Here is a 22,531-nt window from a genome sequence, read left to right as displayed (position 1 = left end):
ATGCAACAATATCCAAGCACTAGACTACGCAGAAATAGAAAAGTAGAGTGGAGCAGAAAGCTTTTTAGAGAAAATACTCTTCAGACTGATGATTTAATTTTACCTATCTTTGTACAGGAAGGTAGTGGTCTAAAAACACCTATTGAATCTATGCCTGGAGTCTATAGAGTCACTCAGGACATTGCCAAAGAAATAGCGCATGATGCTAAGAATTTAGGAATTAACGCAGTTATACTTTTTCCTTATATTGATAAAAGCAAGAAATGTCCTCAAGGGAAAGAGGCATTGAACCACGATAACTTAATTTGTAGGACGATTAAAGAAATTAAGTCCTCAATTCCAGAGCTTGGTGTGATTACAGACGTTGCACTAGACCCTTATACCAGCCACGGACACGACGGCTTAATAGATGAAACAGGATATGTGTTGAATGATAAGACAATTGATGTTTTATCCGCACAAGCACTAAATTTCGCGCTAGCAGGTTGCGATGCTATTGCACCTTCCGATATGATGGATGGCAGAGTAGGAAAAATTAGAGAGACTCTGGAGATGAAGGGCTTCCATAATACACAAATCATATCTTACTCTGCAAAATACGCATCAAACTTCTATGGACCTTTTAGAGACGCTGTTGGGTCAAAAAATACGCTTTTCAAAGCAGATAAAAAAACATATCAAATGGATTTTGCAAATAGTAAAGAGGCTATGAGTGCTATAGAATTAGATATAGCACAAGGCGCAGATGCAATTATAATAAAGCCAGGACTACCATATCTTGATATTCTAAAGCTTGCGTCCGATCAATTTAATATCCCACTTGTGGCATATCAAGTAAGTGGAGAATATAGTATGCTCAAACTTGCTGCTGAACGCGGTATTTTTGATTTTCTAGGTACATGTTTTGAAACTTTAACTGCAATGAAAAGAGCCGGCACAAGCGCAATCATTACCTACGCTGCGCTCGATATAGCAAAATATTTGATGCAAAAAAGATGAAGTTGGCATGAATATTGCTAGCTATATATCTTAAAGAGTGCATTTTTAATTTAAAGATTTGCTGCTGTAGCATATATTAGTTTGTCTTAAAAATTTGCATTGCCACTCGAGGATTTGATAATTTTGTTATTGGTAGTTTAGTATGTCTAATGTAATTGCAACTTCCGCCGGTGTTCATCTAAAGCCAGAAGGCACTATAGACTCTAATGCTAAAATTAGTGGGTCTGAGCTTGGAGCTGACTTTCTTCTAGTACTTGAGGCTATGATAGAGAAGTTTAGTCAGACTTGTGAAGAAGGCTTAGAGTGTTCTAAGACTACAGATCTTATCTCAGCACCATTAATAAACTTAAAAACAGGCGATGATGAAAAAGCAGTGCAAGATGTTGTTGAGCCAATCAGCGCTAAGGAAAATAATTCTGATCTGTCGCAAAGCATGCTGACACTCACTCTCTCAATGAGAGGAGATCATTCAATTCACGATGCTATGATTATACAAGAGCCGCCTCAACAGAAAGATCTAGAAGGTGATGTTCAGCCTTCTTCTTCTAATGCAACAAATGATCTGATTACATTCTCAGCAGTACAGTATATCCCCATAAAAACTAGTGTTTCAGCACGGCACGCAGCAGTCTCAGAACAACATGATAAGAACAATGCAGAAATCGGTGAACTAAAACAATCCGATATAAGTGCTAGCAAGATCACAGAGCAAAGTTATCATTTGATAAAACATGATTCGATAGCAGAGCTGCAACAAAGCCAATTCTTAGAGACATTGAAGGTGACAGTGCCGCTGGAAAATGTGTCATTAAAATATACTGAACATACAGAGAGAGAGACCAAGGACCAACACAACGTTGTTTCACAAATAATGTTGAAGACTAAAAGCTTGGGAGCAAATAAAGGAGTTACTCATCTGAAAATGACTCCGCCACAGCTGGGGCAGCTTGATATCATCTTCACTAATGAAAATAACAATGTAAGTGTCAGTCTTGTTGCAGATAAATGGGAAGGATATAGCGCAATAGCTCAAAATATTGAGCACCTTAAGTCATGTATTGAAGCTTCAATGCCAGATTCAAAATTAATATCACTAAACTTAGATTTAAAGGAACATCAACAACAGGGCCGCAATCAAAATAGAGAAGAGTCTCAGAATGCTAAAGCAAACTTTGATCATACTGAGCTAGAAAAAGAGCTTGAGCTTGATACAGCTTATGATAGCATTTATTCTATTAATATCGCAGAATATAGAGTCAATATAGTTGTGTAGATTAGTTATTATCTGTTTTATATTTATCTGATTTTTTATAAGGTAAGATTATGTATGGAGTAAGTGGAATTCAAGATGTTGCAAACGTGCACAACTCTAAGGAAGACAGCGGTAAGAAAAACGAAGCTATACGCAAAAAGAATAGTGATGATTTTGCAAATTTGCTGAAGCTGCAAATCAAAGCACTCACACCCAATCCAATGGAAAAACAGGATCCGCAAGCAATAGCGCAGATTGCGACTAGCTTTGCAAATACCATGGGAATGCAGACGCTGGTAGAAGAATTGCAAAGCATGAAAAGTGATCTTGGAGTCGTAAAAAATGCAGTGCTTATCGGAAAGCCTGTCAAATATGAGGGAGATGGGACATTTACTATGACTGGTTCGAGCACAAGCTGCAGTTACTTCATAAATTCCGAACATGAAATAGAAACTGCGAAAATCATTATTAAGGATATGAGTGGCACACCAGTGTACGAGGAAAATATCAAGCAGCCAGCACAAGGTGAGGGTATTTTCACTTGGGATGGAAGAAACAATTTTGATGGTGAGAAGTTGCCAGATGGAGAGTATATATTTGACATCACAGCAATCGATAAAACTGGGAAAGATGTGCGTGTAACTAAGTATAATTCAGGGCAAATAGAATGGGTCGTTGCGGCTGCTGGTAATGATGCTCAATTTTATATTATAGATGGTAAGAAAATTAGCAAAGATCAAACAATTGGTATTTAACGCGATTTGTTAATTATAAAACAATTAGCAAATCGTCTAAATATGGCGCTGCCGGATGTATGCCGTAAGTAGTACGCGCGCCAAAAGTCTCGAAACAAGCATGAAATAGTGCTTGGAGCGCAAAAATAGCGCTTTTAATCCGTAAGAAAATGTTATAATAAATGCAAAAACCTTACGGATTTTGTGAAAGTAGTGTTTTTAGGCGCATGACCAATTAATATATCAAAAAATTAGCGCAGTGCCGAATTCTGTGCTAGTTTTCTTGTATTGCACTTCTCCACAAAAATTTATTGCTTCGGCAAATCAATTTTTGGCGGATAGACAGGCTAAAAGACAAATTACCTATAATAATTCGCGACATACTACTTAGAGTTTCTTGAATTTTAGCTTAAGTATTTCTGCTTCAGAAAGTTCTGTAACTTCTGAAATAAACTGTATATCAGCATTCTTGGCAAGCAAGCGCATGGCAAATGCTTCTTTCTCTTCTAGTTTACCTTTCTCAAGACCTATACTCATTCCTTTATCCAGAGCCGCGTCTAGCATAGATTGGTGATCCAAGATACGTTTTTGCTGCTCTTCATATGATAGTAACTCTTGCTCTGACCAGCCAAACTGGTCTAGTGCTTCATATGCTCTTTTGATTATTAGATCGCTTTCTATTATCTTTTGCAAATCAGACTCAGATGTTTGGTCAGCATACTTAAAGAAATAACACCACTTTTGCAAGATGTTATCTAGCTTATCTCCTGGCTTCTTCTTAAATTTTGGCAGCTCAATAAAGGTAAATGAAAAATCTTTTAAGTCATTTTCGTAAGTAACTTTATCTAAAATAATGTGATCTGATTTATAACTTTCCTTCTCTGGAAAGAGCACGCAATCTAGGATTGCTATAAAGATTATTTTCTTTAAATTGCAGTAAAGACCCATTCCGTCAGATCCTCTAGTAGCTTGACGCCCGTATGCTTTAGCTGCATAATACTGCGCTCTTTTCTCAAAACCTTTGCTTGGAGAGATCTGCATCTCTATTATGTATTGAACGCCACTTGCGTCTTTGCAAAGGACATCAACAATAGACTGCTTTTGATATGCGATTTCTGGATCCTGGACAGGACTTAAGAACTCCACAGATTGAATCTCATTTAGTCCTCTCATTTCCAAAACATCATTAATGAAATGTATCAGAATATCCTTGTGCTTTTCAGTGCCAAAGATCTTCTTAAACGCAACATCATTTTTAGGATCTAGATATTTGGAAAGTGACATTTTTTACTTTTTTATGCAATGTTTGATTATGATAAACGCATACTGCATATTCTAGCTTGAAATGCAGAAAATATCTAGGAATTGTTCTAATTTTTGCACATTTCACTTCTCCGGGCGGCATGATAGATTGTCGCACTGCAAACTAGAATGCACCGGATAGACTAATGAGTGAATTGTGCGAGAAATAGGTTTGATACATGGTGATTGTTTATTACATTGCTTTCGGATAATGCATCTTGTTCCTTGTGGGAAGAAATTATAACTATTCCGCCTTGTGAGCTTTTTGCTGCTATCATATTACACAATCTCTCTGTAGAAAGAGCGTCTAGGTTTGCAAATGGTTCATCTAGTATCCAAAAACATTTGGGAGAGACTAAAAGCTTTGTGAGTGCAACTCTTTTTCTCAGTCCTTTAGATAATTTCGCAGCAGGTATATCAAGATAATTTTGTAGTTCCATATGGCTAATAGCAGCATCAAGCGTCTCGATTGAATTGTAAATAGTTGTCCAAAATGTAATGTTTTCCAGAGTTGTTAGTTCATTATTTATCGCATCTAGATGTCCTATATAATTTACCATTGAATAATAAGTATGTATTTCAAGTCGAATATCAACTTGGTTACATATTACTTGTCCAGCGTTTGCATCTGCAAGACCTGCTATTATTCTAAGTAGTGAAGTTTTTCCCGCTCCATTTGTTCCAATGACGCGTAAAATAGCCCCAGGAAAAAGAGTTACTCCTAGTCCTTCAACTAAGTGAAAGTGATTTCGAATGATGGCAATGTCTAGGAGAGTTAAAGTGTTATATAACATCCAAAAAATCACCAATAATATTTAAAGCCACGGGCAGGGCACTTTGGGACCCCCAACCTCCATGTTCTGCTACGACAGCAATAGCATACTTAGGGTAGTCTGACGGAAAAAATCCTGCGAACCAACCATGATCTCTATGCTGTACCTTCTCGTGTTTTTCACCTTGCTTCTTTAATGCAATCACTTGAGCAGTGCCTGTCTTACCTGAAATTTTTATTCCATCTCTATACACTCTTCTCTTGGTATACGCGGCACCAAAATGTTTATTAAAAACGCCATATAAGCCGCTACGCAAAATATCAAGATGTGAATTCCTGATATTAAGCGATTTTGCTTGTTCATTTCCATTGTTGTGAAGGATTGTAGGGGCGACTGCTGTGCCGCTAGCAACTCTTGCCATCATGGTTGCTATCTGGATTGGAGTAGCAAGAACATACCCTTGTCCTATTGATGCATTCACAGTATCACCTTGTTGCCAGGTCTGCCCAAATCTTTGTCTTTTCCAATTACGATCTGGTATCACGCCAGAATTCTCAAATGGTAGCTCTATCCCGCTTACTTGCCCAAGTCCCAGCAGTCCTGCGGCTTGTGCGATAGCTCCTATTCCGACTTGCAGTCCAATTGTGTAAAGGTATACATTACAGGATCCTGCAATGGCATCTTCCATATTTACAAGGCCATGCCCTCCTTTTTTCCAACAACGAAAAACACGGCCTCCTAAACTAAATGAGCCAGAACACATAATTTTTCTATTTGGATCTAGATTATTTTGTAGCGCTGCAAGCGTTGTAACAATTTTAAAAGTTGAGCCAGGAGGATATGGTATTGATATAGCTTTATTTATTAATGGATGTTCAGGATTGTTATGTATTTCTTTCCAATCCTTTAGTGATATTCCTCCCACAAATTTATTTGGATCGTATGAGGGAGTTGAATGCATGGCAATTACCTCACCACTTCTAATATCTAGTAATACAGCACTTGCACATATTTGTGATATGTATTTTGCAACTATTTTTTGTACTTCAAGAGAGATAGACAACTTAAGTGCATTTGCAGGGATTGATTTATCAATTGATATTTCTCTCACAAATTTTCCAAGTGAGTTAACTTCTATACGTCTGCTTCCTGGTGTACCAAGCAGATCTTGGTTAAAAGTTTTTTCTACACCATTTTTCCCAACTTGAAATTCTTGATAATTTTTAATTGCTGCGTTTGACACCTCCTGAGCATTCGGTTTTGATATATAGCCTGTAATATGTGCTATATCCTCTCCTATTAAATATATTCTCTTTTGTTCTCTTATTACCTCGATTCCAGATAAATCAACAGATTCTTCTATCTTTGCTATATCAGACCATACTATGTTCTTCATTATTACAGTTTGGCCACGCTCTGAAAGGTTTCGCATTATATTCTCGATTGCTTTATCTGAGATCTGATGTTTAATTCCTAAAATTTCATATAGCTTGATAATAATTTGCTTTGCTCTCTTTTGTGGTACACTGTCAAGAACTGCTTTGTACGATAGTTTATTGCTTATAAGTTCTTTATTATTACGATCTAGAACCACTCCTCTCAGTGGCGCTGTGATTATTAATTTTATTCTGTTATTATCTGCTAGTACTTCATATTTCTTTGACTCAATTAATTGTAGATAATAATATCTTGAGCAAAGTCCTCCTAGCATCGCAGTTTTGATCGCGCCGATAATTAGAGCTCTACGTGAGAAAATTCGTGTTTTATTATGCCTGTCGCGCATCTTCAAGCTTCATACATTTTGTGAGCATAATGTGCATTGGCACATAAAGAAATATAGGGCAGAGGACAACAAATTGCCAATATTTAATACTAAATACTATCTGTCTATAGATGAAGCTTAACATTACCTCATGTAGGGTAGCTACAATAGTAATAGAAATAGTGAAAAAGATAAAGGCTGTTGTTGCACTTCTATCGTTTGTAATTTTCCGAATAGCATCCCCCATCGCAAGCAGAATTACAAATTCTATAGCAGAGCACCCGACGTTATGAACAGCTATTAAATCTTTTATAAATCCAAATATTGCAAGCTCAGTATATCCAATTGCTGATTTCCATGTTGCAAGGAAAAATATACTAATCATTAATATGCCTAGTATGCTAAAATGTAATTCTGGTGAAAGAGGTAGATATAAGACTAATATCTGCAGCATGATCAAAATGTATGCCTTACATTTTATCTTCCATCTCATGTTTGTTTTAGATGTTAAGCTAGGGACTATTGCGTACATGTTGAGTTTATTCAGAAAAATAAAAAAGCATATGACTCTTGTTAATCTTATGTTTGGGACATATATTAATTAATCAAAGAATAAAAGGCAAAGTTATTATGAATATAAAAATAGGGCATGATATGTACCCAGTATTGCCGCTGCGTGATTTGGTGATGTTTCCAAAAATGATAGTTCCTTTATTTGTAGGGAGAGACAAGTCCGTTAAGGCTCTAGAGAGAGCTGCGGTTACTGGTAGTGTATTGCTTGTTGCACAAAAAGACCCAAACAAAGATAATCCGAAGTTTAAAGAAATATATAAAGTAGGTGTCCTGGCAAAGATTTTACAACTTATGAAGTTGCAAGATTCAACAATAAAGATACTTGTAGAAGGTGTAAATAGAGTAAAAGTATTGAAGTATGAGGTTGAAGATAGTTGTTTAATAGCTGAAGTCACCTCTTTTGAGGATGTTTTTTATGATAATAGCACTAAAGAGGCGGTAGCAATTAGACGATCTTTGTTTGAGCAGTTTTTTGAGTATGTTAAAATAAATAAACGCATTAGCGAAGAAGTTGTATCAAATATCAATAAAATTGCTGATGACGCGGCATTTTGTGATGCAATTAGCTCACATTTATTGCTTCCTGTCGAGAAGAAGCAGGTTTTGCTTGAATCCAATAATGTTGGAAAAAGATTAGAGCGCTTGCTGATTTTCATAAATGCTGAAATAGAGCTGCTAAAGGCGGAAAATAGAATTAAGACCAGAGTTCGTAATCAAATAGAAAAAAATCAGAAAGATTATTACTTAAATGAGCAACTCAAAGCGATTCATAAAGAGCTTGGAGAAGAGGATTTTAAGGAAGAATTTAATGATATAGTGAAGAAGATTAAGCGCACCAAACTTTCAAAAGAAGCAAGAAAGCGTGCTGAATCTGAGTTAAAAAAACTGAGGATGATGAATCCAATCTCTTCAGAAGCAACAGTAATTAGAAACTATCTTGACTGGTTGCTTACAATTCCTTGGCAAATATTCTCACCTATCAAGAAAGATTTAGAGGCTGCTGCGGAGCTTTTGGATCAACAGCATTATGGCCTTGAAAAGGTCAAAGAGAGAATACTTGAGTATTTAGCCGTACACTTGCGTACGGATGACTTGAATAGCCCTATTTTATGTCTTGTTGGGCCGCCAGGTGTTGGTAAAACTTCACTTGCAAAATCTATTGCCGAGACCACAGGAAGAAGCTTTGTAAAGATCTCACTTGGTGGACTCAGAGATGAAGCAGAGATCAAAGGGCATAGAAGAACTTACATAGGGGCAAGACCTGGTAAACTGATTCAGGGCCTTAAGAAGGCAAAAACTAGCAATCCTCTTATGCTATTAGATGAAATAGATAAGATGGGTCATGATTTTAGAGGAGATCCTGCATCTGCGCTGCTTGATATACTAGACCCTGAACAGAACAAAACCTTCAACGATCACTATTTAGAAGAGGATTATGATCTGTCAAAAGTGATGTTTGTGGCAACTGCAAATAGTATGGATCTTCCAAGACCACTTATAGATAGATTAGAAGTCATTAGGCTTTCAGGTTATACAGAAGATGAAAAGCTTGAGATTGCAAAAAGGCACTTAATCCCAAAACAATCTAAGGCACATGGCTTGAGAGAAAATGAAATATCATGGGATGATTCTGCAATCTTAAAAATAGTTAGACATTACACGCATGAAGCCGGCGTAAGAAGCCTGGATAGGGAAATTGCGAAAGTTATCAGAAAAGTAGTAAGAAAATCTATGTCATCTGACGATAAAGCTTTCCAAGTTATAGTCGATGAAAATAATATCAAAGATTTTCTAGGGCCCATAAAGCACACTATAGGTGAAACTACTAAAGGCTCAAGGATTGGGATTACTAACGGTCTTGCATATACTGAAGCTGGTGGTGATTTGCTAGCAATTGAGGCTCTTGTCTTCCAAGGGAAGGGTGAAATGAAGATTACAGGAAAGCTAGGTGACGTTATGAAAGAGTCTATTCAAGCTGCTGTAAGTTATGTCAGATTTAATGCCGTTGAATTCGGAATTAAACCTGAAATCTTCAAAGATGTAGATGTGCACGTCCACGTTCCAGAAGGCGCAACACCAAAAGATGGACCATCTGCTGGTGTTGGTATGTGTATATCAATCGCATCTGCCCTGACTGGTATTCCAGTGCGTAACGATGTTGCTGTAACGGGCGAAATGACACTAAGCGGAAAAGTGCTTGCAATTGGCGGTTTGAAAGAAAAGCTGCTTGCTGCGTTGCGTGGTGGCATTAAGACTGTAATGATTCCAAATGAAAATGTTAGAGATCTTGAGGAAGTGCCAGAAAAAGTGAAATCTGGCATGAAGATTGTTCCTATCAGCTCACTAAAAGAAGCGCTTGATATCGCACTAACAGAGCCATTTAAACAAAACGATCCTTCAGGAGGTATGGGCCTGATCTCCGCTCAGACGCCTCATCGTATTGAAGAAGTTCGTATCTCTTCTCATTGATCTGAAAGTTGCCCATGAAATGCGCATATATAAAGGATTATGACATTTGCTTGGGCAGAGCCCCATTGCCGATTCCAGAAGCAGAAGAGATCTTAATCAAAGTTGAGGCAATCGGCCTCAACAGAGCAGATATCTTGCAAGTTCAGGGAATGTATCAAAGCAGGGAAAGTTTTTCTTCGGAATCCAAGCTTGAAATACCAGGACTTGAGGTGTCAGGTTTTTGTATGAAAACCGGCAAAAGAGTTATGGCTCTGCTAAAGAAGGGAGGACAAGCTGAATATGTGCCTGCGCACAGATCAATGGTATTTGAAATTCCAGAAGCAATTGATTTTGTTACAGCCGCTAGCATTCCAGAAGCTATTGTTACTATTTGGCTTAGTTTATACAAGCTTGGAAAGCTTGAAGTGCCATCTATAGAGAGACTGACAAGGCATCAGCAATTAAATGGCTCTGTATTAATACACGGCGGCTCAAGTGGCGTTGGGATTCTTGCCGTACAGTTCGCACTTGCATCTGGTTATAAAGTCTACACTACTGCAAGCAGCGCAGAGAAACTCAACATATTCCATGATATCTATAAAAATAGCCAACAAGAGGCATTTGTTAAGCAAAACTTGCATCTTCTTTCGTACGGAGATGATTTTCACGAAATAATAAGAAAAGATGGTGGTGTAGATCTGATTTTGGATATACTTGGCGGAGAGTATTTAGAAAAAAATTTAAAAGCTCTTAAAGAGTATGGAAAGATAGTTTCAATCGCTACCATGTCTGCTCCAAAGGCTGAGATAAGTGTGGGAAGATTATTGCTTAAGAACCTCACACTGATCGGTTCAACACTGAAGTCAAAGCCAATAGAACAAAAGATTGAGCTATTTCATGAAGCAATGAAAAATCTTCTACCACTTATTACAGAAAAAAATGTTCATGTTGTGATAGATAGTCAGTTCAAACTGGATGATATAAAGCTTGCATATGATAGGATTAAAAGTAGAAAGAATATAGGTAAAGTGGTGCTGACAGTACGTTAGGTGCAAATTATTAAATATACCGCAGGTAAATGAGGCATTGGTATGAGACTTCAAAAAGAGCTAGGAAGAATTTGGGGCCGTGTATAATTAATATATAACAAGTGGTCTTTTTTTAGGTGACAATTTTGAATGATATTAAGAGTATACCTCTTTGTATCACCGAGAAAAATCTGTTATTAACTCTGGTGAGCAGTGCTTATTAAAGGTGCAGAATTATAAAATTAATACTAGATGCATATTGAAAGGGGCCTAAGCATAGTTGAGCTGCTACAAATTTGTCGAGCAGAACTAACACTTGCTTTAAAAAAAACTATAGAAAGCGACGACTTCAATATAGCAGGCTCTGCTATTGATGCTGAGCTCATTGTAATGCAAGCATTAAACGTCCAAAGTAGGGAGGACTTGCTAAGAAGACATTGCCAGATTGCCAGTGATTATGAGGCAAGGGTATGCTATGCACTGCTAAACAGGCGGCTTCAAGGAGAGCCCATGGCTTATATAATGGGAAGAAAAGCATTCTGGGAACACGACTTTGTCGTAAGCGAAAAAGTTTTAATTCCAAGGCCAGAGTCTGAGCTTTTTATAGAAGTTGCTATGCGCTACTTTAAGAGCTGTGACAGAGATCTGAAGATTTTAGAGCTTGGAACTGGAAGCGGGTGCATCATACTTTCGCTGCTTGATATTTTCAAAAATAGCTCAGGGATAGCAACTGACATATCTATTGATGCCATAAACGTTGCAAAGATTAACTGCGGTAATCTGAAGCTTGAATCAAGAGTAACATTTGTAGAAAGTGATTGGTTTGCTAGCGTTCCGAGAATAAAATTCGATATTATACTTGCAAATCCACCTTACATAGCAATTGATGAATTTCATAAGTTATCTGAAAGTGTAAGGTGTTATGAGCCAGAAAATGCTTTAACTGACTATGGCAGTGGGCTTTTGCACTACATAAAAATTGCGCAAGAAGCATCGCAATTCTTAAAGAAAGAAGGAGTTGGAATGTTTGAATGCGGCTATAACCAAGCAGCAAAGGTTGTGAAAATCATAGAGCAGAATAATTTAAAGAATTTAGAGGTAGTAAAGGATCTTGCTGGAATAGAGCGGCTTATAGTTTTTTCGGCGAATGTATAATATTTTACAAATCACATCGCAACCAACTCAACACACTACAAACAAAAGAAAGCTTTCTTTGGAATAAAAATGGAATATAATATTAAAGAAATAAAAATACTTTAAGATTATAATCAAAATCCACCAAGATTCCAAAAGAAGATATGGTATGCTCAATGTTGTTGCTAAAATTGCTGATTTAAAGCATAGCTTTTGATATTTTTATCTAATAATCTCTTAATTAACGGTAGAAAGCTTGCATATATGCTGTTTTGCGTATAGTCTAATATTAATGCGCAAATAGTATGAGGATTATAAATATGCTTGTTCCGATTTTACTTTTTGCCACGCTAAATGGCACTTATTATGCTAGATTCACTTCATTAAATGATGCAGAAATCCTTCACTATATATCAGAAATTACCACAATTGCAGAAGATGGAAGTGCCGTAATAGTATCGGAGCAAAAATATAAAGTACTGAAAGAACAAGGAAGAGAATCGTGTACAAATTTTCACTTTACTTATAATGCCGTATACAGCGAAGTCGAAATAATAGAGGCAAAAACCATGCTAAATGGTAGTGAATATTATGTGCCTAAAGAGAATATAGAATTAAAGCCGCTTGCTAGTAATCCACGTGGGTTTGATCAGAAAATGCAAACACTAATAAGGTTCTCAAACGTTGAAATTGGCGCCGAGATATATATAAAAAAAGTTGAAAAATTAAAATCAATATTGGATGGCTACTTTAGCGCGAATATGGTGCTTGACTATCCGCTGCAGAGCTTCAGCAGTAAATTCATCTCAAAGATTCCATTACATATCAAAGTTAATGATCCAGAAAATGCCCTGAAAATCGTGAGAGATAAAATAGATTCCTTTCACGAACTGGAGATATTTTTAAAGATGTCCGTATACAGAAATTTTACTGGAGCATCAGAAAACGGCGGAATAATAAACAAGGAAAAGCTAATATTCCTTTCTCTCTCAAGTGAAAAAAATTGGGAAACGCTAAGCGATAGAATGGCACCTCATTATGAGAAAGTCTTATCACAAAAACTTCCAACAGTTTTTGAAAATATTGCAGCAAAAGTTGCAAAGTGCCAAAATAACGTAGATTTAATTAATACAGTCACATCATTGCTAAGCGGAAAAGTCGAATATATGGGAGACTGGCGCTCTATATCAGGAGAAATATTCCCAAGGGATCTTGAGGCAATAGCTTCTTCTCAAACAGGTGATTGTAAAGATATATCATCAAGTGCTGGTGCAATTTTGCGTAGCTTAGGCTTTAAAGTTAATGTTGCACTAGTTGCAAGAGGTTTAGATATACATCCAAACTATATAGGGCTACCTGCTCTTGAGGCTTTCAACCATGCTTTTCTCAAAGTAATAGCAAAGGATGGCAGTGTATATTGGATAGACCCAACTAATGATATCAGCATGGCACAAAACACATTTCGAGACATAGCTGGAAAGGTGGCGCTTGTGCTTGATATGCAAAACCCATCATATGAACGTGTTCCTTATACAAATTATGAAAGCACTGTATCTTTTACCGAACGAGATATAACATTACTTGGCGGATCAAAAGTGTTTTGTAATCTAGCACTATCATTGCAAGGAGAATCTGCATCAACATATAAAGTTGCCGCACGATTAAGTAGAGAAAGTTTGAATAAAGAAGATGTGAATTATGTAGAACTTCCAGATCTTCAGTCAAGGATAGTAAAGGACTTATCATTAAAATTATCTTTCTATGACAATAACTTTTTTACCAAAACCAATTTTGGTTTGGGAGTGCGGCTTGAGAGTTTTGATGAGCTCGATACGTTATTTCAGAGCTCGGAAGAAAGAGTCACAGATATTTTAATGACTCCAGAGAAAATAACACACAAGATATTATTAAAAGGAATTGTTGCGCATAATATTAATACCTTGAACTTCAGTGCTAGTAATGATTGGTTTGATTTGAGTAGAAAAATAAGTCACAATAGCCAAGGCATAGAAATCCTTACTGAGCTAGCTATAAAGCATGCAATAATACCAGGTGAACTTACAGAAACGGAAGAATTTCAATCATTACGAGATTATTATCTGAACAATTTTGCTGATGCTTTACTGTTCGTTGAACAGTAAAGCAGTACAGCGCATAAGTTAAGTGTGCTTGTATGTTTATTTATAGTCTTTCTGTCAAAAATCTATTTAAGCACTAAAGGCAGTTCTGAACTACGCAAATTTTGCGTAATGTTAAATGTACAAAAATTGGCCTAAAGACGGGGCCATGTGCTAATTTTCTGATATATTAATTTGTCCTATACTTAACAAATATTACTTAACAAAAGCAATAAGGTTTGTAGCAATTTTGCCATTGCTTTTAACCGAAAAATAAAGAAATAATAATAAGAATTGAGCTTTCTCTAGAGCAAAAGCAGAGTATAAAATTAAAGAAATAAAAATACTTTAAGATTATTGCCGCAATCTACCCAGGCCATATGAAGAAAATTTAATATAGATCTAATATTGTCGCCAAAATTATTAATTTAAAATGTAGCTTTGGTATATTTTGCTTAATAATCTTTTAATTGGCAATAGAAAACTTGCATATATGGTGTTTCGCATAGAGTCTAATATTAACGCATAAATAATATGAGGATTATAAATATGCTCGCTCCAATTTTACTTTTTGCCGCTTTAAATGGCGCTTATTATGCTAGATTCACTTCATTAGATGATGCAGAAACTCTGAACTCTGTATCAGAAATTACCACAATTGAAAAAGATGGAAGTGCTGTAATAGTATCAGAGCAAAAATATAAAGTCCTGAAAGAACAAGGAAGAGAATCGTGTACAAATTTTCATTTGATTTATAATTCTGAGGATAGCGAAGTCGAAATAACAGAGGCAAAAACTATACTAAATGGGAATGAATATCATGTGCCTAAAGAGAATATAGAATTTAAGCCACTTGCTAGCGCTCCGCAGGGGTTTGATCAAAAAATGCAAGCACTAATAGGGTTCCCAAATGTTGAAATTGGTGCCGAGATATACATAAAAAAAGTTGAAAAATTAAAATCAATATTTGATGGCTACTTTAATGCTAATATATTAGACCTCTTGCATAACCATATAAATTGATTAAAATCCTTGATTTTATCAAGGATAACATGAAGTTTGAAAACATCAAAGATGAATACGCAGAAGAGTTTCGCAGGCTTACTGGCATTAAACGAGGAACGTTTGAAGTTATACTAAGTATATTAAAAGAAGCTGAAGCTATTTTAAAGTCTCAAGGTGGAAAACCCAATAAATTGGCTTTAGAAGATCGATTACTCATGACGCTTGAGTACTTGCGTGAATACAGGACATATTTTCATATTTCCCGCAGTTATGGAATAAGTGAAAGTGCCTGTTATCGTAATATACGTTGGATTGAAGATACTCTAATTAAAGATAAACGATTTTCACTACCTGGACGTAAAGCATTACTAAAAAGCGATTCTGAATACGAACTTGTGTTAATTGATGCTACTGAAACACCGATAGAACGACCTAAAAAAAACAGAAGCACTTTTATTCGGGAAAAAAGAGGCGACATACTCTAAAAACTCAGCTTATTGTGGATAAAAGGAAAAAAGAAATCATTTGCACTAATTTTTCTAATGGCAAGCGTCATGATTTCAGGTTATTTAAAGAATCCGGAGTTCACATCCACCCTGAGATTAAAGTTCTTACAGATACTGGTTATCAAGGCATTGATAAGTTGCATTATAATTCAGAGTTACCAAAGAAAAAGACAAAAAAGCGACCACTAAGCAGGAAAGATAAAAAGAAAAATCGTCAATTGTCTAGTGAACGTGTTTTAAATGAAAACGTCATAGGCATGATCAAACGATTTAAAATTATCGCTGATCGTTATAGGAACAGAAGAAAACGATTCGGTTTAAGGTTTAATTTACTTGCTGGTATCTATAACTTTGAGCTTTAAATAGGTTATGCAAGAGGTCTAATAATTGGCGTAGTTAAAATACTCCTTATTTTCATGCGAGTTGCAAATTATTTTATAATTGGCAACTTGTCTAAAGATATGTTGTTATTTATGGGATTTGGTATTAGTAGCCGCCTTCCTATGCACTTTGCTAGCAGTGTCATATGTAAGGTAGCAACCAATAACTATAAAATTGAAACTCTATCTCTTTCTACTTAAGGTTTGTCATCTTTATTTATCACCATTCTATTTTCTCTAAGCTGATATTATTGTTCGTATATATACACATGGAGGCTGCTATACTGATCGCTTTTTTTGCTATCTGCTCTGCATCTAAGTCTGTATTTTCTGATAATGCTTTAGCAGCAGCCAAAGCATAATTTCCACCTGATCCTATAGCTGCGATCCTACTTTCAGGCTCTATAATATCTCCCTGACCAGATATAATAAAAGTATATTCTGAATCGGCAACTATCATCATTGCTTCCAGTCTTCTTAGATATTTATCAAGTCGCCAATCCTTTGCTAATTCAACAGCGGCTTTTTTTAATTGTGATGGATGTCCAAGTAACTTCTTTTCTAATCTATCAAAAAGTGTGAAGGCATCCGATGTTGCTCCAGCAAAACCAGCTAATACTCTATTTTTATCTAGTTTGCGTAATTTATTTGCCGTAGATTTAAAAACTGTATTGCCAAGTGTCACTTGTCCATCTCCTGCGATTGCTAAAGACCGCTCAGACCTGACACAAACAATTGTTGTAGCATGAAGTTGTAATTGTGTATTATGCATATTTTCCTCTATATTATTTAGTCGCTTGCGTCATAATTTTTGAAGCGTAGGGCCGCTTCCAAGCTACTTTTTGTACATCTAACTTTCCGCAAAAATTTATTTGCGCAAGCAAATCGATTTTTAACGGACAAACTCTTTACGAGAAGTGCGTCAGAGTCACTTTGAATTTGTTATAATCGGAACAGTCCCTTTGCTGTACGAATATCGAATAATATCTGATCTTTTAAGAGAGATAAGCTACTAAACTTTCTTTCAGGTCGCATAAAATCTAAAAATTCAACAACAACATCTGCGCCATATATGCTGCGATCAAAATCAAATATATGTACCTCTAGTATTGGCGATTGATCAAGATTAAAAGAAGGTCTAAGTCCTATATTTGCAACTCCATTATACAAGATTCCTTCTACATTAATATTCACCTGATATACTCCATACCTAGGATATATTATCCCTTCATCTAGATTTATATTTGCAGTTCTAAAACTTAGCTTAGTACCAGTTCCTCTTCCTTTCACCACTTTTCCTTTTACAGAATACCTGCGTCCTAATAGATCAGAGACTATATTAACTGCTCCACACTGCAAGAATTTGCGTATATTAGATGATGAAACTTCATGATACTGTCTATATATTTTGTTAATACACAAATATTTGAATCTCATATCGTATGAGATGTTATGTAGCATCCTAGAGTTACCTTGCTTGTTATGTCCAAAGTGAAAATTATACCCTGAAACTATGTGTGATGCATTCAAAGTTTTTACCAAGATCTCACTAATAAAATCTTTTGCACTCATTAAAGAAAATTCTGTAGTAAATGGAATAGTGAGTACACTGACATTCCCTATACTTTCAAGTAACTTCTTTTTATATGAATATTCAGTAATTAACTTTAACCCTAAATCTGGGCGTAATATACAAGATGGATGTGGTTTAAAGGTTACAACTAAGATCTCTCTACCTAAATCTCTTGAGATGCTAATGCAATTTTTAAGAATTTCTTGGTGAGCAAGATGCACACCATCAAAGTTTCCAATTGCTACTATACGCTGATTGTCTAAAGTAGTATTTAGCAGCTTTTTGTCTATTTCATGTAAATTCATAGTGCAAAATACAATAATAACTAAACATTGCCGCAATTATTATAGGGGCGATAACAGCAGCTATTACTGGAATAGAATTAGTCATTGCAATAGCAGAAAAAAAATCGACCATGAAATATATGACAAAACATATAAAGACTATAGATAGAGTCAGCAAAGAAGATCTCCTGAATCTTGGTAACACTGAGCAGAAGCCATAGCCAAGAAACATCATCGCAATACACATAAGTGGCGAAAATAAAAGATGTGCAAGATATAGCCGATATTTTACACTAGAAAAACCAGATTCATTCGCAAATGTTATAAAATCGTATAACCTAAGGATAGTCATCGTCTCTGGAAGCATCAGGTTATCGGTTATTTGTTCAAGTCTTACTCGTATTGGTACAGCAAAAGTGTCGTGATAATGTGTGCTGTAACTCGCATCTGTAATCACTGCATTATAAGCAAGCACGCTGCTATCTAACACTTCAACGTTGCTAGCGTCTAGACGCTTCAAGAATTTTCCATTTTCATCAAAGTAATATATTTCGACATCATACATTTCATTTGTAGGGACAGATACCTTTTGACTATGTACCATAACATATTCATTTGTCATTTGATATTTAAACCAAAGTCCAGACTGTGAAACTGAAACTAAGCTGTCATTATTTTTCATAAATTTTGCTTCATAGTACTGATATCTTTCGAGTAGAGAAGCGCTAAGTTGATGCAAAAATACAATATGTAATATGCTAAATAAAATCACAATGAACATAGCAGGAAGAGTGATTTGAATGCTTGTGAGTCCAGATGCTCTCATTGCGGCCATTTCACCGCGCACTCCTAGTTTTCTGTATAGTAAAATTGTCCCTACTAAAATAACAAATGGTAACACTTTCTGTACGCGACTGTAATTCTTCATTAAACACATACCGAGCACATCATAAATTGTTATGGCTGTATTATATGTAATTCTCGCAAGCTCTAGTATATCAAAAAAAAGCACTAGCCCAGCGAAGGCAAATGCTATAAACAGAACAGAAAGAAAATATTGCCTCGCAATATATTTATAAAGAATAAAATGCACAGATTAAGTTTGCAAAATACTGTTGTTTTTAGGTTACATATAGTCTTTTGATAAGCTTTGTATACTTGTCATACTTTTCAAAATTGGTGCTTCTTAAAGGCCGTTCATTATGTATTGATTATACACTGTTCCCCAAATTTTTCTTAGCTCTTTTTGATGTCTAACTTCGTAGTCACCTTGGTCATAACTCTAGGAAGCTGAGGATTTATATTGGCCTGCAAGTGTATGGTAAATATATATATCCAAAAATTAGCACGGGGCCAGGTCGGCATTGTTGCATAATGCCATTCCGCGCTGCACTAATTTTTGCACATTTGACTTCTCCACAAAAATTTATTTGCATCGCAAATCAATTTTTGGCGGATAGACTAATTATTTTATAGTTGGCAACTCACAATTTTTAAAGCATTTTGATTATTTCTTTTTCTGTAATCACAAAGTGTAACTTCGCATCATCTTCTGATGCGTCAATCAAACCTAACTCTTGCATAGAAAAAGCGCAGCCAATGCGTATTGCTAAAACATTTTCTGCTGTTTTCAATGTTCTATCGTAATAACCCATTCCATATCCAATTCTGTTGCCTCGTCGGTCGAATCCAAGAAGTGGAATCAATATTATTCCTGGTCTAATTGGATTTGAAGTATCTACTGGTTCTGGGAATCCAAATTTAGGATGCAATCTTGTAGACTCACCAAACGACCATCTTGCAAACTGCATCACATCACTAGTATCTATATATGGTAAAGCGATTTGATAGCCTTGAGATTCAGCGTAGGATAGAGCCGGTAATACATTTATTTCGCTTTTGATAGGATAGAATCCAGAAATTATTTTCCTATCGTCATAAACATACCACTCAAGAAATCGAATAAATTTATTAACAAATTTCATGCAGGCATCCTGTCTGTACCGCAGATCAGTGCCGTTGCGTAATAGTTGTAAATTTGCTCTAATTGTTTTTTTATTTTCGTATCCTCTTTGCATTTTAGCCTATAATCATAAAGAGAAAAAAGAATTTAGAAAAATTGACAAAAGCAGTTCAAAAGATATAACGCTCAGCACAGCTCATCTGAACAAACTTGAATTGATATATTTAGATCATGAACTCGAGAATTTCTTATTGAAACGCAAGAAAATCACGATCTTCATAACATTTTTGAATATACCAATATTCTTTGAGTAGTAACATAATTCTCTTCCGAACAACTTCAAGCAATGTTATGTGGACTACTGTATTAACTAATTGTTATCATACACGTATATTCATATACTCATAAAGTATTATGAATGCATATTATACACAAAAACTAATTACTTCTCAGAGGTAAATTCTGCTGCAGTAATTGTTAATAGCACTATTTATATATTTATTTAGTTGATTTTATTACAAAGATATTTAGTATCTGTTACCAAAGTTATGTGGTAGGTCTTCATCCATAGTTTTATGCCTAAGTTAAAATATGAAAAAAACATTGCTTTCACAACGTCAACTAATGGTGTGAAAGAAAGATTTATTCCAATAGATCCAAATTGTATCAAGATGTATGTGTGTGGTCCTACAGTTTATGATAGACCACATCTTGGCAATGCTAGATCATGTGTAGTATATGATGTACTATATAGAACTTTACTTCAGATATATCCAAAAGTCTTGTACGTTAGAAATATTACTGATGTTGATGACAAAATAATCAACATCGCAAAAGAAAATAACGAGAGTATTCACTCTATCACAAGTCGTGTCACAAAGTTTTTTCATGAAGATATGTTAGCTCTGAACTGCATGCTTCCAAGCGTTGAGCCAAGAGCTACAGAAAATATAGATGCTATGATAGAGATCATTGAGCGTCTCTTGAGTTTAGGTTTTGCATATACATCGGATAATCACGTTTTGTTTAATGTGGCGAAATTTCCAGATTATGGAGCATTGTCTAAGAGAAATTTGTCGGAAATGATAGAAGGAGCAAGAATAGAGGTTGCTTCTTATAAGAAAAATCCTACTGATTTTATTCTTTGGAAGCCTGCGGCTATAGAAGAGGCCTGGTGCAGTTTTGATAGTCCTTGGGGGCTTGGAAGGCCTGGGTGGCATATAGAATGTTCTGCAATGAGTATGAAGTATCTTGGTCAAAGCTTTGATATTCATGGCGGCGGTGTAGATTTAATATTCCCACATCATGAAAACGAAGTTGCACAAAGCAGATGTTATTCAAATGATGTATCATTTGCAAAATACTGGATACATAATGGCTTTTTGACTATAAATGGTGAAAAAATGAGCAAAAGCCTTGAGAATTTTAAAACTGTACGAGATGTTTTAGATGATGGAATAGATGGTACAACGCTTAGATATTTCTATCTCACGACACAATATAGAAAACCTCAAGATTTTAATGAAAAAGCTCTTTATGATTCTAAAAAAGCTTTAGAAAAATTTTTTTCTGCCGTAAGAGATATAACAAGTGAAGTGATAGAGGAAAACACTGATTTATCTATATCAAATGCGATGAGATTTCTATGTGACGACTTAAATACCCCAGCTTTGTTGTCTTATATGCATAAGATAGCAGCCAGCGCTCTTAAAGGTAATGAACAGCACAAAATAGAGTTGAAAAAGATTTGCGACATAATCGGGTTAGATTTTTCCGCAAAATTACTAGCAAAAGAATATAAGATCGAAGATGATATTCATTTAATAGCAGAAGAACGAGTAAAAGCAAAATTGGAAAAAAATTGGGTAGAAGCTGATCTGCTGAGAGCTAAAATAGAAAGATTAGGATATAGTGTGATAGATACCAGTAATGGTTATAGATTAGAAAAAAACAGAAAGTAAAATTATCTATCCGCCAAAAATTGATTTGCTGCGCAAATAAAAATGTGCAAAAATTAGCCCAGAACTGGGCCATGCGCTAATTTTCAGATATGTTAATGGCCCTATGCTGCAAATCTACATTCACAAAATCTGTAAGGTTTTTGTGTTTATTATAATATTTTCTTACGGATTTAAAATGCTATTTTGACACTCGGTGCGCTATTTTATACAGCTTCTAAGACTTTTGGCGCGGTGCATTCTAGTTTGAAGTGCGACAATCTATCGTACAGCCTGGAGAATATCTTCTCTATGCTTTCTGAAATTATATTTTTTGATGTGTATTATCAATGCGATATATTCTACTGATAATTTCCGCCATAACAACAAACACATCAGCAGGGATTGCATCTCCTATTTCCACCATTGATATTACTGCTGCGAGGCTAGAGTTTTCCTCTATAGGGATTCCATGCGATTGTGCTACCTCAACGATCTTACGTGCTATTTCTCCTTTTCCACTTGCTATTACCTCTGGAGCATCTTTTGTACCAGTTTGATATGCTATAGCAATTGCCAGCATTTCTTGCAATTTTTTATCTTTAAAAAAATGTGACATTATAACACTCTTGTTTATAGTAAAATAAATATTTTTCTTTTATTCATTTACCTTGCAGTATATAACATCTTAATTAGTCCGTCCGCCAAAAATTGACTTGCTATGCAAATAAATTTTTGTGGAGAAGTCAAATGTGCAAAAA

The 22,531-nt window shown here is 35.6% G+C and carries 19 protein-coding genes; 10 read left to right on the top strand and 9 right to left on the bottom strand.

All coding sequences use genetic code 11. The features are described from left to right. The 3 genes from hemB to AACL20_RS06365 all read left to right on the top strand — a co-directional run bounded on the left by hemB (window position 1) and on the right by AACL20_RS06365 (window position 3,006). On the top strand, window positions 1–999 hold the full coding sequence (gene hemB / locus AACL20_RS06375) for a porphobilinogen synthase (protein ID WP_339052081.1): 999 nt from the start codon (window positions 1–3) through the stop codon (window positions 997–999). A 142-nt stretch (window positions 1,000–1,141) separates the two neighbouring features. Further along, a complete protein-coding gene (locus AACL20_RS06370) occupies window positions 1,142–2,272 on the top strand; it encodes a flagellar hook-length control protein FliK (RefSeq protein WP_339052080.1) in 1,131 nt (376 codons plus the stop codon). A gap of 50 nt (window positions 2,273–2,322) precedes the next feature. Next, the gene (locus tag AACL20_RS06365; protein WP_339052079.1) at window positions 2,323–3,006 is read left to right on the top strand and encodes a flagellar hook assembly protein FlgD; all 684 of its coding nucleotides are present in this window, start codon (window positions 2,323–2,325) and stop codon (window positions 3,004–3,006) included. A gap of 366 nt (window positions 3,007–3,372) precedes the next feature. Here AACL20_RS06365 and AACL20_RS06360 read toward each other — a convergent pair whose 3' ends face one another. The 4 genes from AACL20_RS06360 to AACL20_RS06345 all read right to left on the bottom strand — a co-directional run bounded on the left by AACL20_RS06360 (window position 3,373) and on the right by AACL20_RS06345 (window position 7,354). Next, on the bottom strand, window positions 3,373–4,269 hold the full coding sequence (locus tag AACL20_RS06360; protein ID WP_339052078.1) for an Rpn family recombination-promoting nuclease/putative transposase: 897 nt from the start codon (window positions 4,267–4,269) through the stop codon (window positions 3,373–3,375). A 161-nt stretch (window positions 4,270–4,430) separates the two neighbouring features. After that, window positions 4,431–5,081: a heme ABC exporter ATP-binding protein CcmA gene (gene ccmA, locus AACL20_RS06355; RefSeq protein WP_339041102.1), complete on the bottom strand. Its 651-nt coding sequence runs from the start codon at window positions 5,079–5,081 to the stop codon at window positions 4,431–4,433. Further along, the gene (gene mrdA, locus AACL20_RS06350; protein ID WP_339052077.1) at window positions 5,071–6,843 is read right to left on the bottom strand and encodes a penicillin-binding protein 2; all 1,773 of its coding nucleotides are present in this window, start codon (window positions 6,841–6,843) and stop codon (window positions 5,071–5,073) included. Before mrdA ends, ccmA begins: the two co-directional genes overlap by 11 nt. Further along, window positions 6,827–7,354, bottom strand: coding sequence for a hypothetical protein (locus AACL20_RS06345; protein WP_339052076.1), 528 nt, complete (start codon window positions 7,352–7,354; stop codon window positions 6,827–6,829). Before AACL20_RS06345 ends, mrdA begins: the two co-directional genes overlap by 17 nt. A 98-nt stretch (window positions 7,355–7,452) precedes the next feature. Here AACL20_RS06345 and lon point away from each other — a divergent pair, with 98 nt between their 5' ends. The 6 genes from lon to AACL20_RS06315 all read left to right on the top strand — a co-directional run bounded on the left by lon (window position 7,453) and on the right by AACL20_RS06315 (window position 15,995). Then, window positions 7,453–9,864 carry an endopeptidase La gene (lon, locus tag AACL20_RS06340; RefSeq protein WP_339052075.1) on the top strand — a complete coding sequence of 804 codons (2,412 nt, stop codon included), beginning with the start codon at window positions 7,453–7,455 and terminating at the stop codon, window positions 9,862–9,864. Window positions 9,865–9,878: 14 nt separating this feature from the next. After that, the gene (locus AACL20_RS06335; RefSeq protein WP_339052074.1) at window positions 9,879–10,892 is read left to right on the top strand and encodes a zinc-binding dehydrogenase; all 1,014 of its coding nucleotides are present in this window, start codon (window positions 9,879–9,881) and stop codon (window positions 10,890–10,892) included. Between the two features lie 231 nt (window positions 10,893–11,123). Then, entirely contained in the window at window positions 11,124–12,026 is a 903-nt protein-coding gene (prmC, locus tag AACL20_RS06330) for a peptide chain release factor N(5)-glutamine methyltransferase (protein WP_339052073.1), read from the top strand. Between the two features lie 284 nt (window positions 12,027–12,310). Continuing rightward, window positions 12,311–14,146: a DUF3857 domain-containing protein gene (locus AACL20_RS06325; RefSeq protein WP_339052072.1), complete on the top strand. Its 1,836-nt coding sequence runs from the start codon at window positions 12,311–12,313 to the stop codon at window positions 14,144–14,146. Between the two features lie 525 nt (window positions 14,147–14,671). Further along, window positions 14,672–15,145: a DUF3857 domain-containing protein gene (locus tag AACL20_RS06320; RefSeq protein WP_339052071.1), complete on the top strand. Its 474-nt coding sequence runs from the start codon at window positions 14,672–14,674 to the stop codon at window positions 15,143–15,145. Between the two features lie 29 nt (window positions 15,146–15,174). Beyond that, a protein-coding gene (locus AACL20_RS06315) for an IS5 family transposase (protein ID WP_339051669.1) occupies window positions 15,175–15,995 on the top strand; the annotation gives its coding sequence in 2 pieces (ribosomal slippage) (window positions 15,175–15,562 and window positions 15,562–15,995; 822 coding nt in all). A 238-nt stretch (window positions 15,996–16,233) separates the two neighbouring features. Here the strand turns inward: AACL20_RS06315 and hslV are convergent. From hslV to AACL20_RS06295, 4 genes are all read right to left on the bottom strand, one after another. After that, window positions 16,234–16,785: an ATP-dependent protease subunit HslV gene (gene hslV, locus AACL20_RS06310; RefSeq protein ID WP_339041073.1), complete on the bottom strand. Its 552-nt coding sequence runs from the start codon at window positions 16,783–16,785 to the stop codon at window positions 16,234–16,236. A gap of 170 nt (window positions 16,786–16,955) precedes the next feature. Beyond that, a complete protein-coding gene (locus tag AACL20_RS06305; protein ID WP_339052070.1) occupies window positions 16,956–17,891 on the bottom strand; it encodes a bifunctional riboflavin kinase/FAD synthetase in 936 nt (311 codons plus the stop codon). After that, window positions 17,878–18,963, bottom strand: coding sequence for an LptF/LptG family permease (locus AACL20_RS06300; RefSeq protein ID WP_339052069.1), 1,086 nt, complete (start codon window positions 18,961–18,963; stop codon window positions 17,878–17,880). Before AACL20_RS06300 ends, AACL20_RS06305 begins: the two co-directional genes overlap by 14 nt. Window positions 18,964–19,363: 400 nt before the next feature. Beyond that, window positions 19,364–19,948, bottom strand: a complete 585-nt coding sequence (locus AACL20_RS06295) for a 5-formyltetrahydrofolate cyclo-ligase (protein WP_339052068.1) — start codon at window positions 19,946–19,948, stop codon at window positions 19,364–19,366. A gap of 460 nt (window positions 19,949–20,408) precedes the next feature. Here AACL20_RS06295 and cysS point away from each other — a divergent pair, with 460 nt between their 5' ends. Continuing rightward, window positions 20,409–21,794: a cysteine--tRNA ligase gene (cysS, locus tag AACL20_RS06290; protein WP_339052067.1), complete on the top strand. Its 1,386-nt coding sequence runs from the start codon at window positions 20,409–20,411 to the stop codon at window positions 21,792–21,794. 301 nt (window positions 21,795–22,095) lie between these two features. Here cysS and AACL20_RS06285 read toward each other — a convergent pair whose 3' ends face one another. Further along, window positions 22,096–22,389 (bottom strand): EscU/YscU/HrcU family type III secretion system export apparatus switch protein, encoded by a 294-nt coding sequence (locus AACL20_RS06285; protein WP_339052066.1) that lies wholly within the window; start codon window positions 22,387–22,389, stop codon window positions 22,096–22,098. Window positions 22,390–22,531 lie beyond the last annotated feature (142 nt).

It is taken from the genome of Candidatus Lariskella endosymbiont of Epinotia ramella (assembly GCF_964019805.1).
Lineage (GTDB): Bacteria > Pseudomonadota > Alphaproteobacteria > Rickettsiales > Midichloriaceae > Lariskella.
This window is presented reverse-complemented; position numbering and strand designations above follow the sequence as displayed.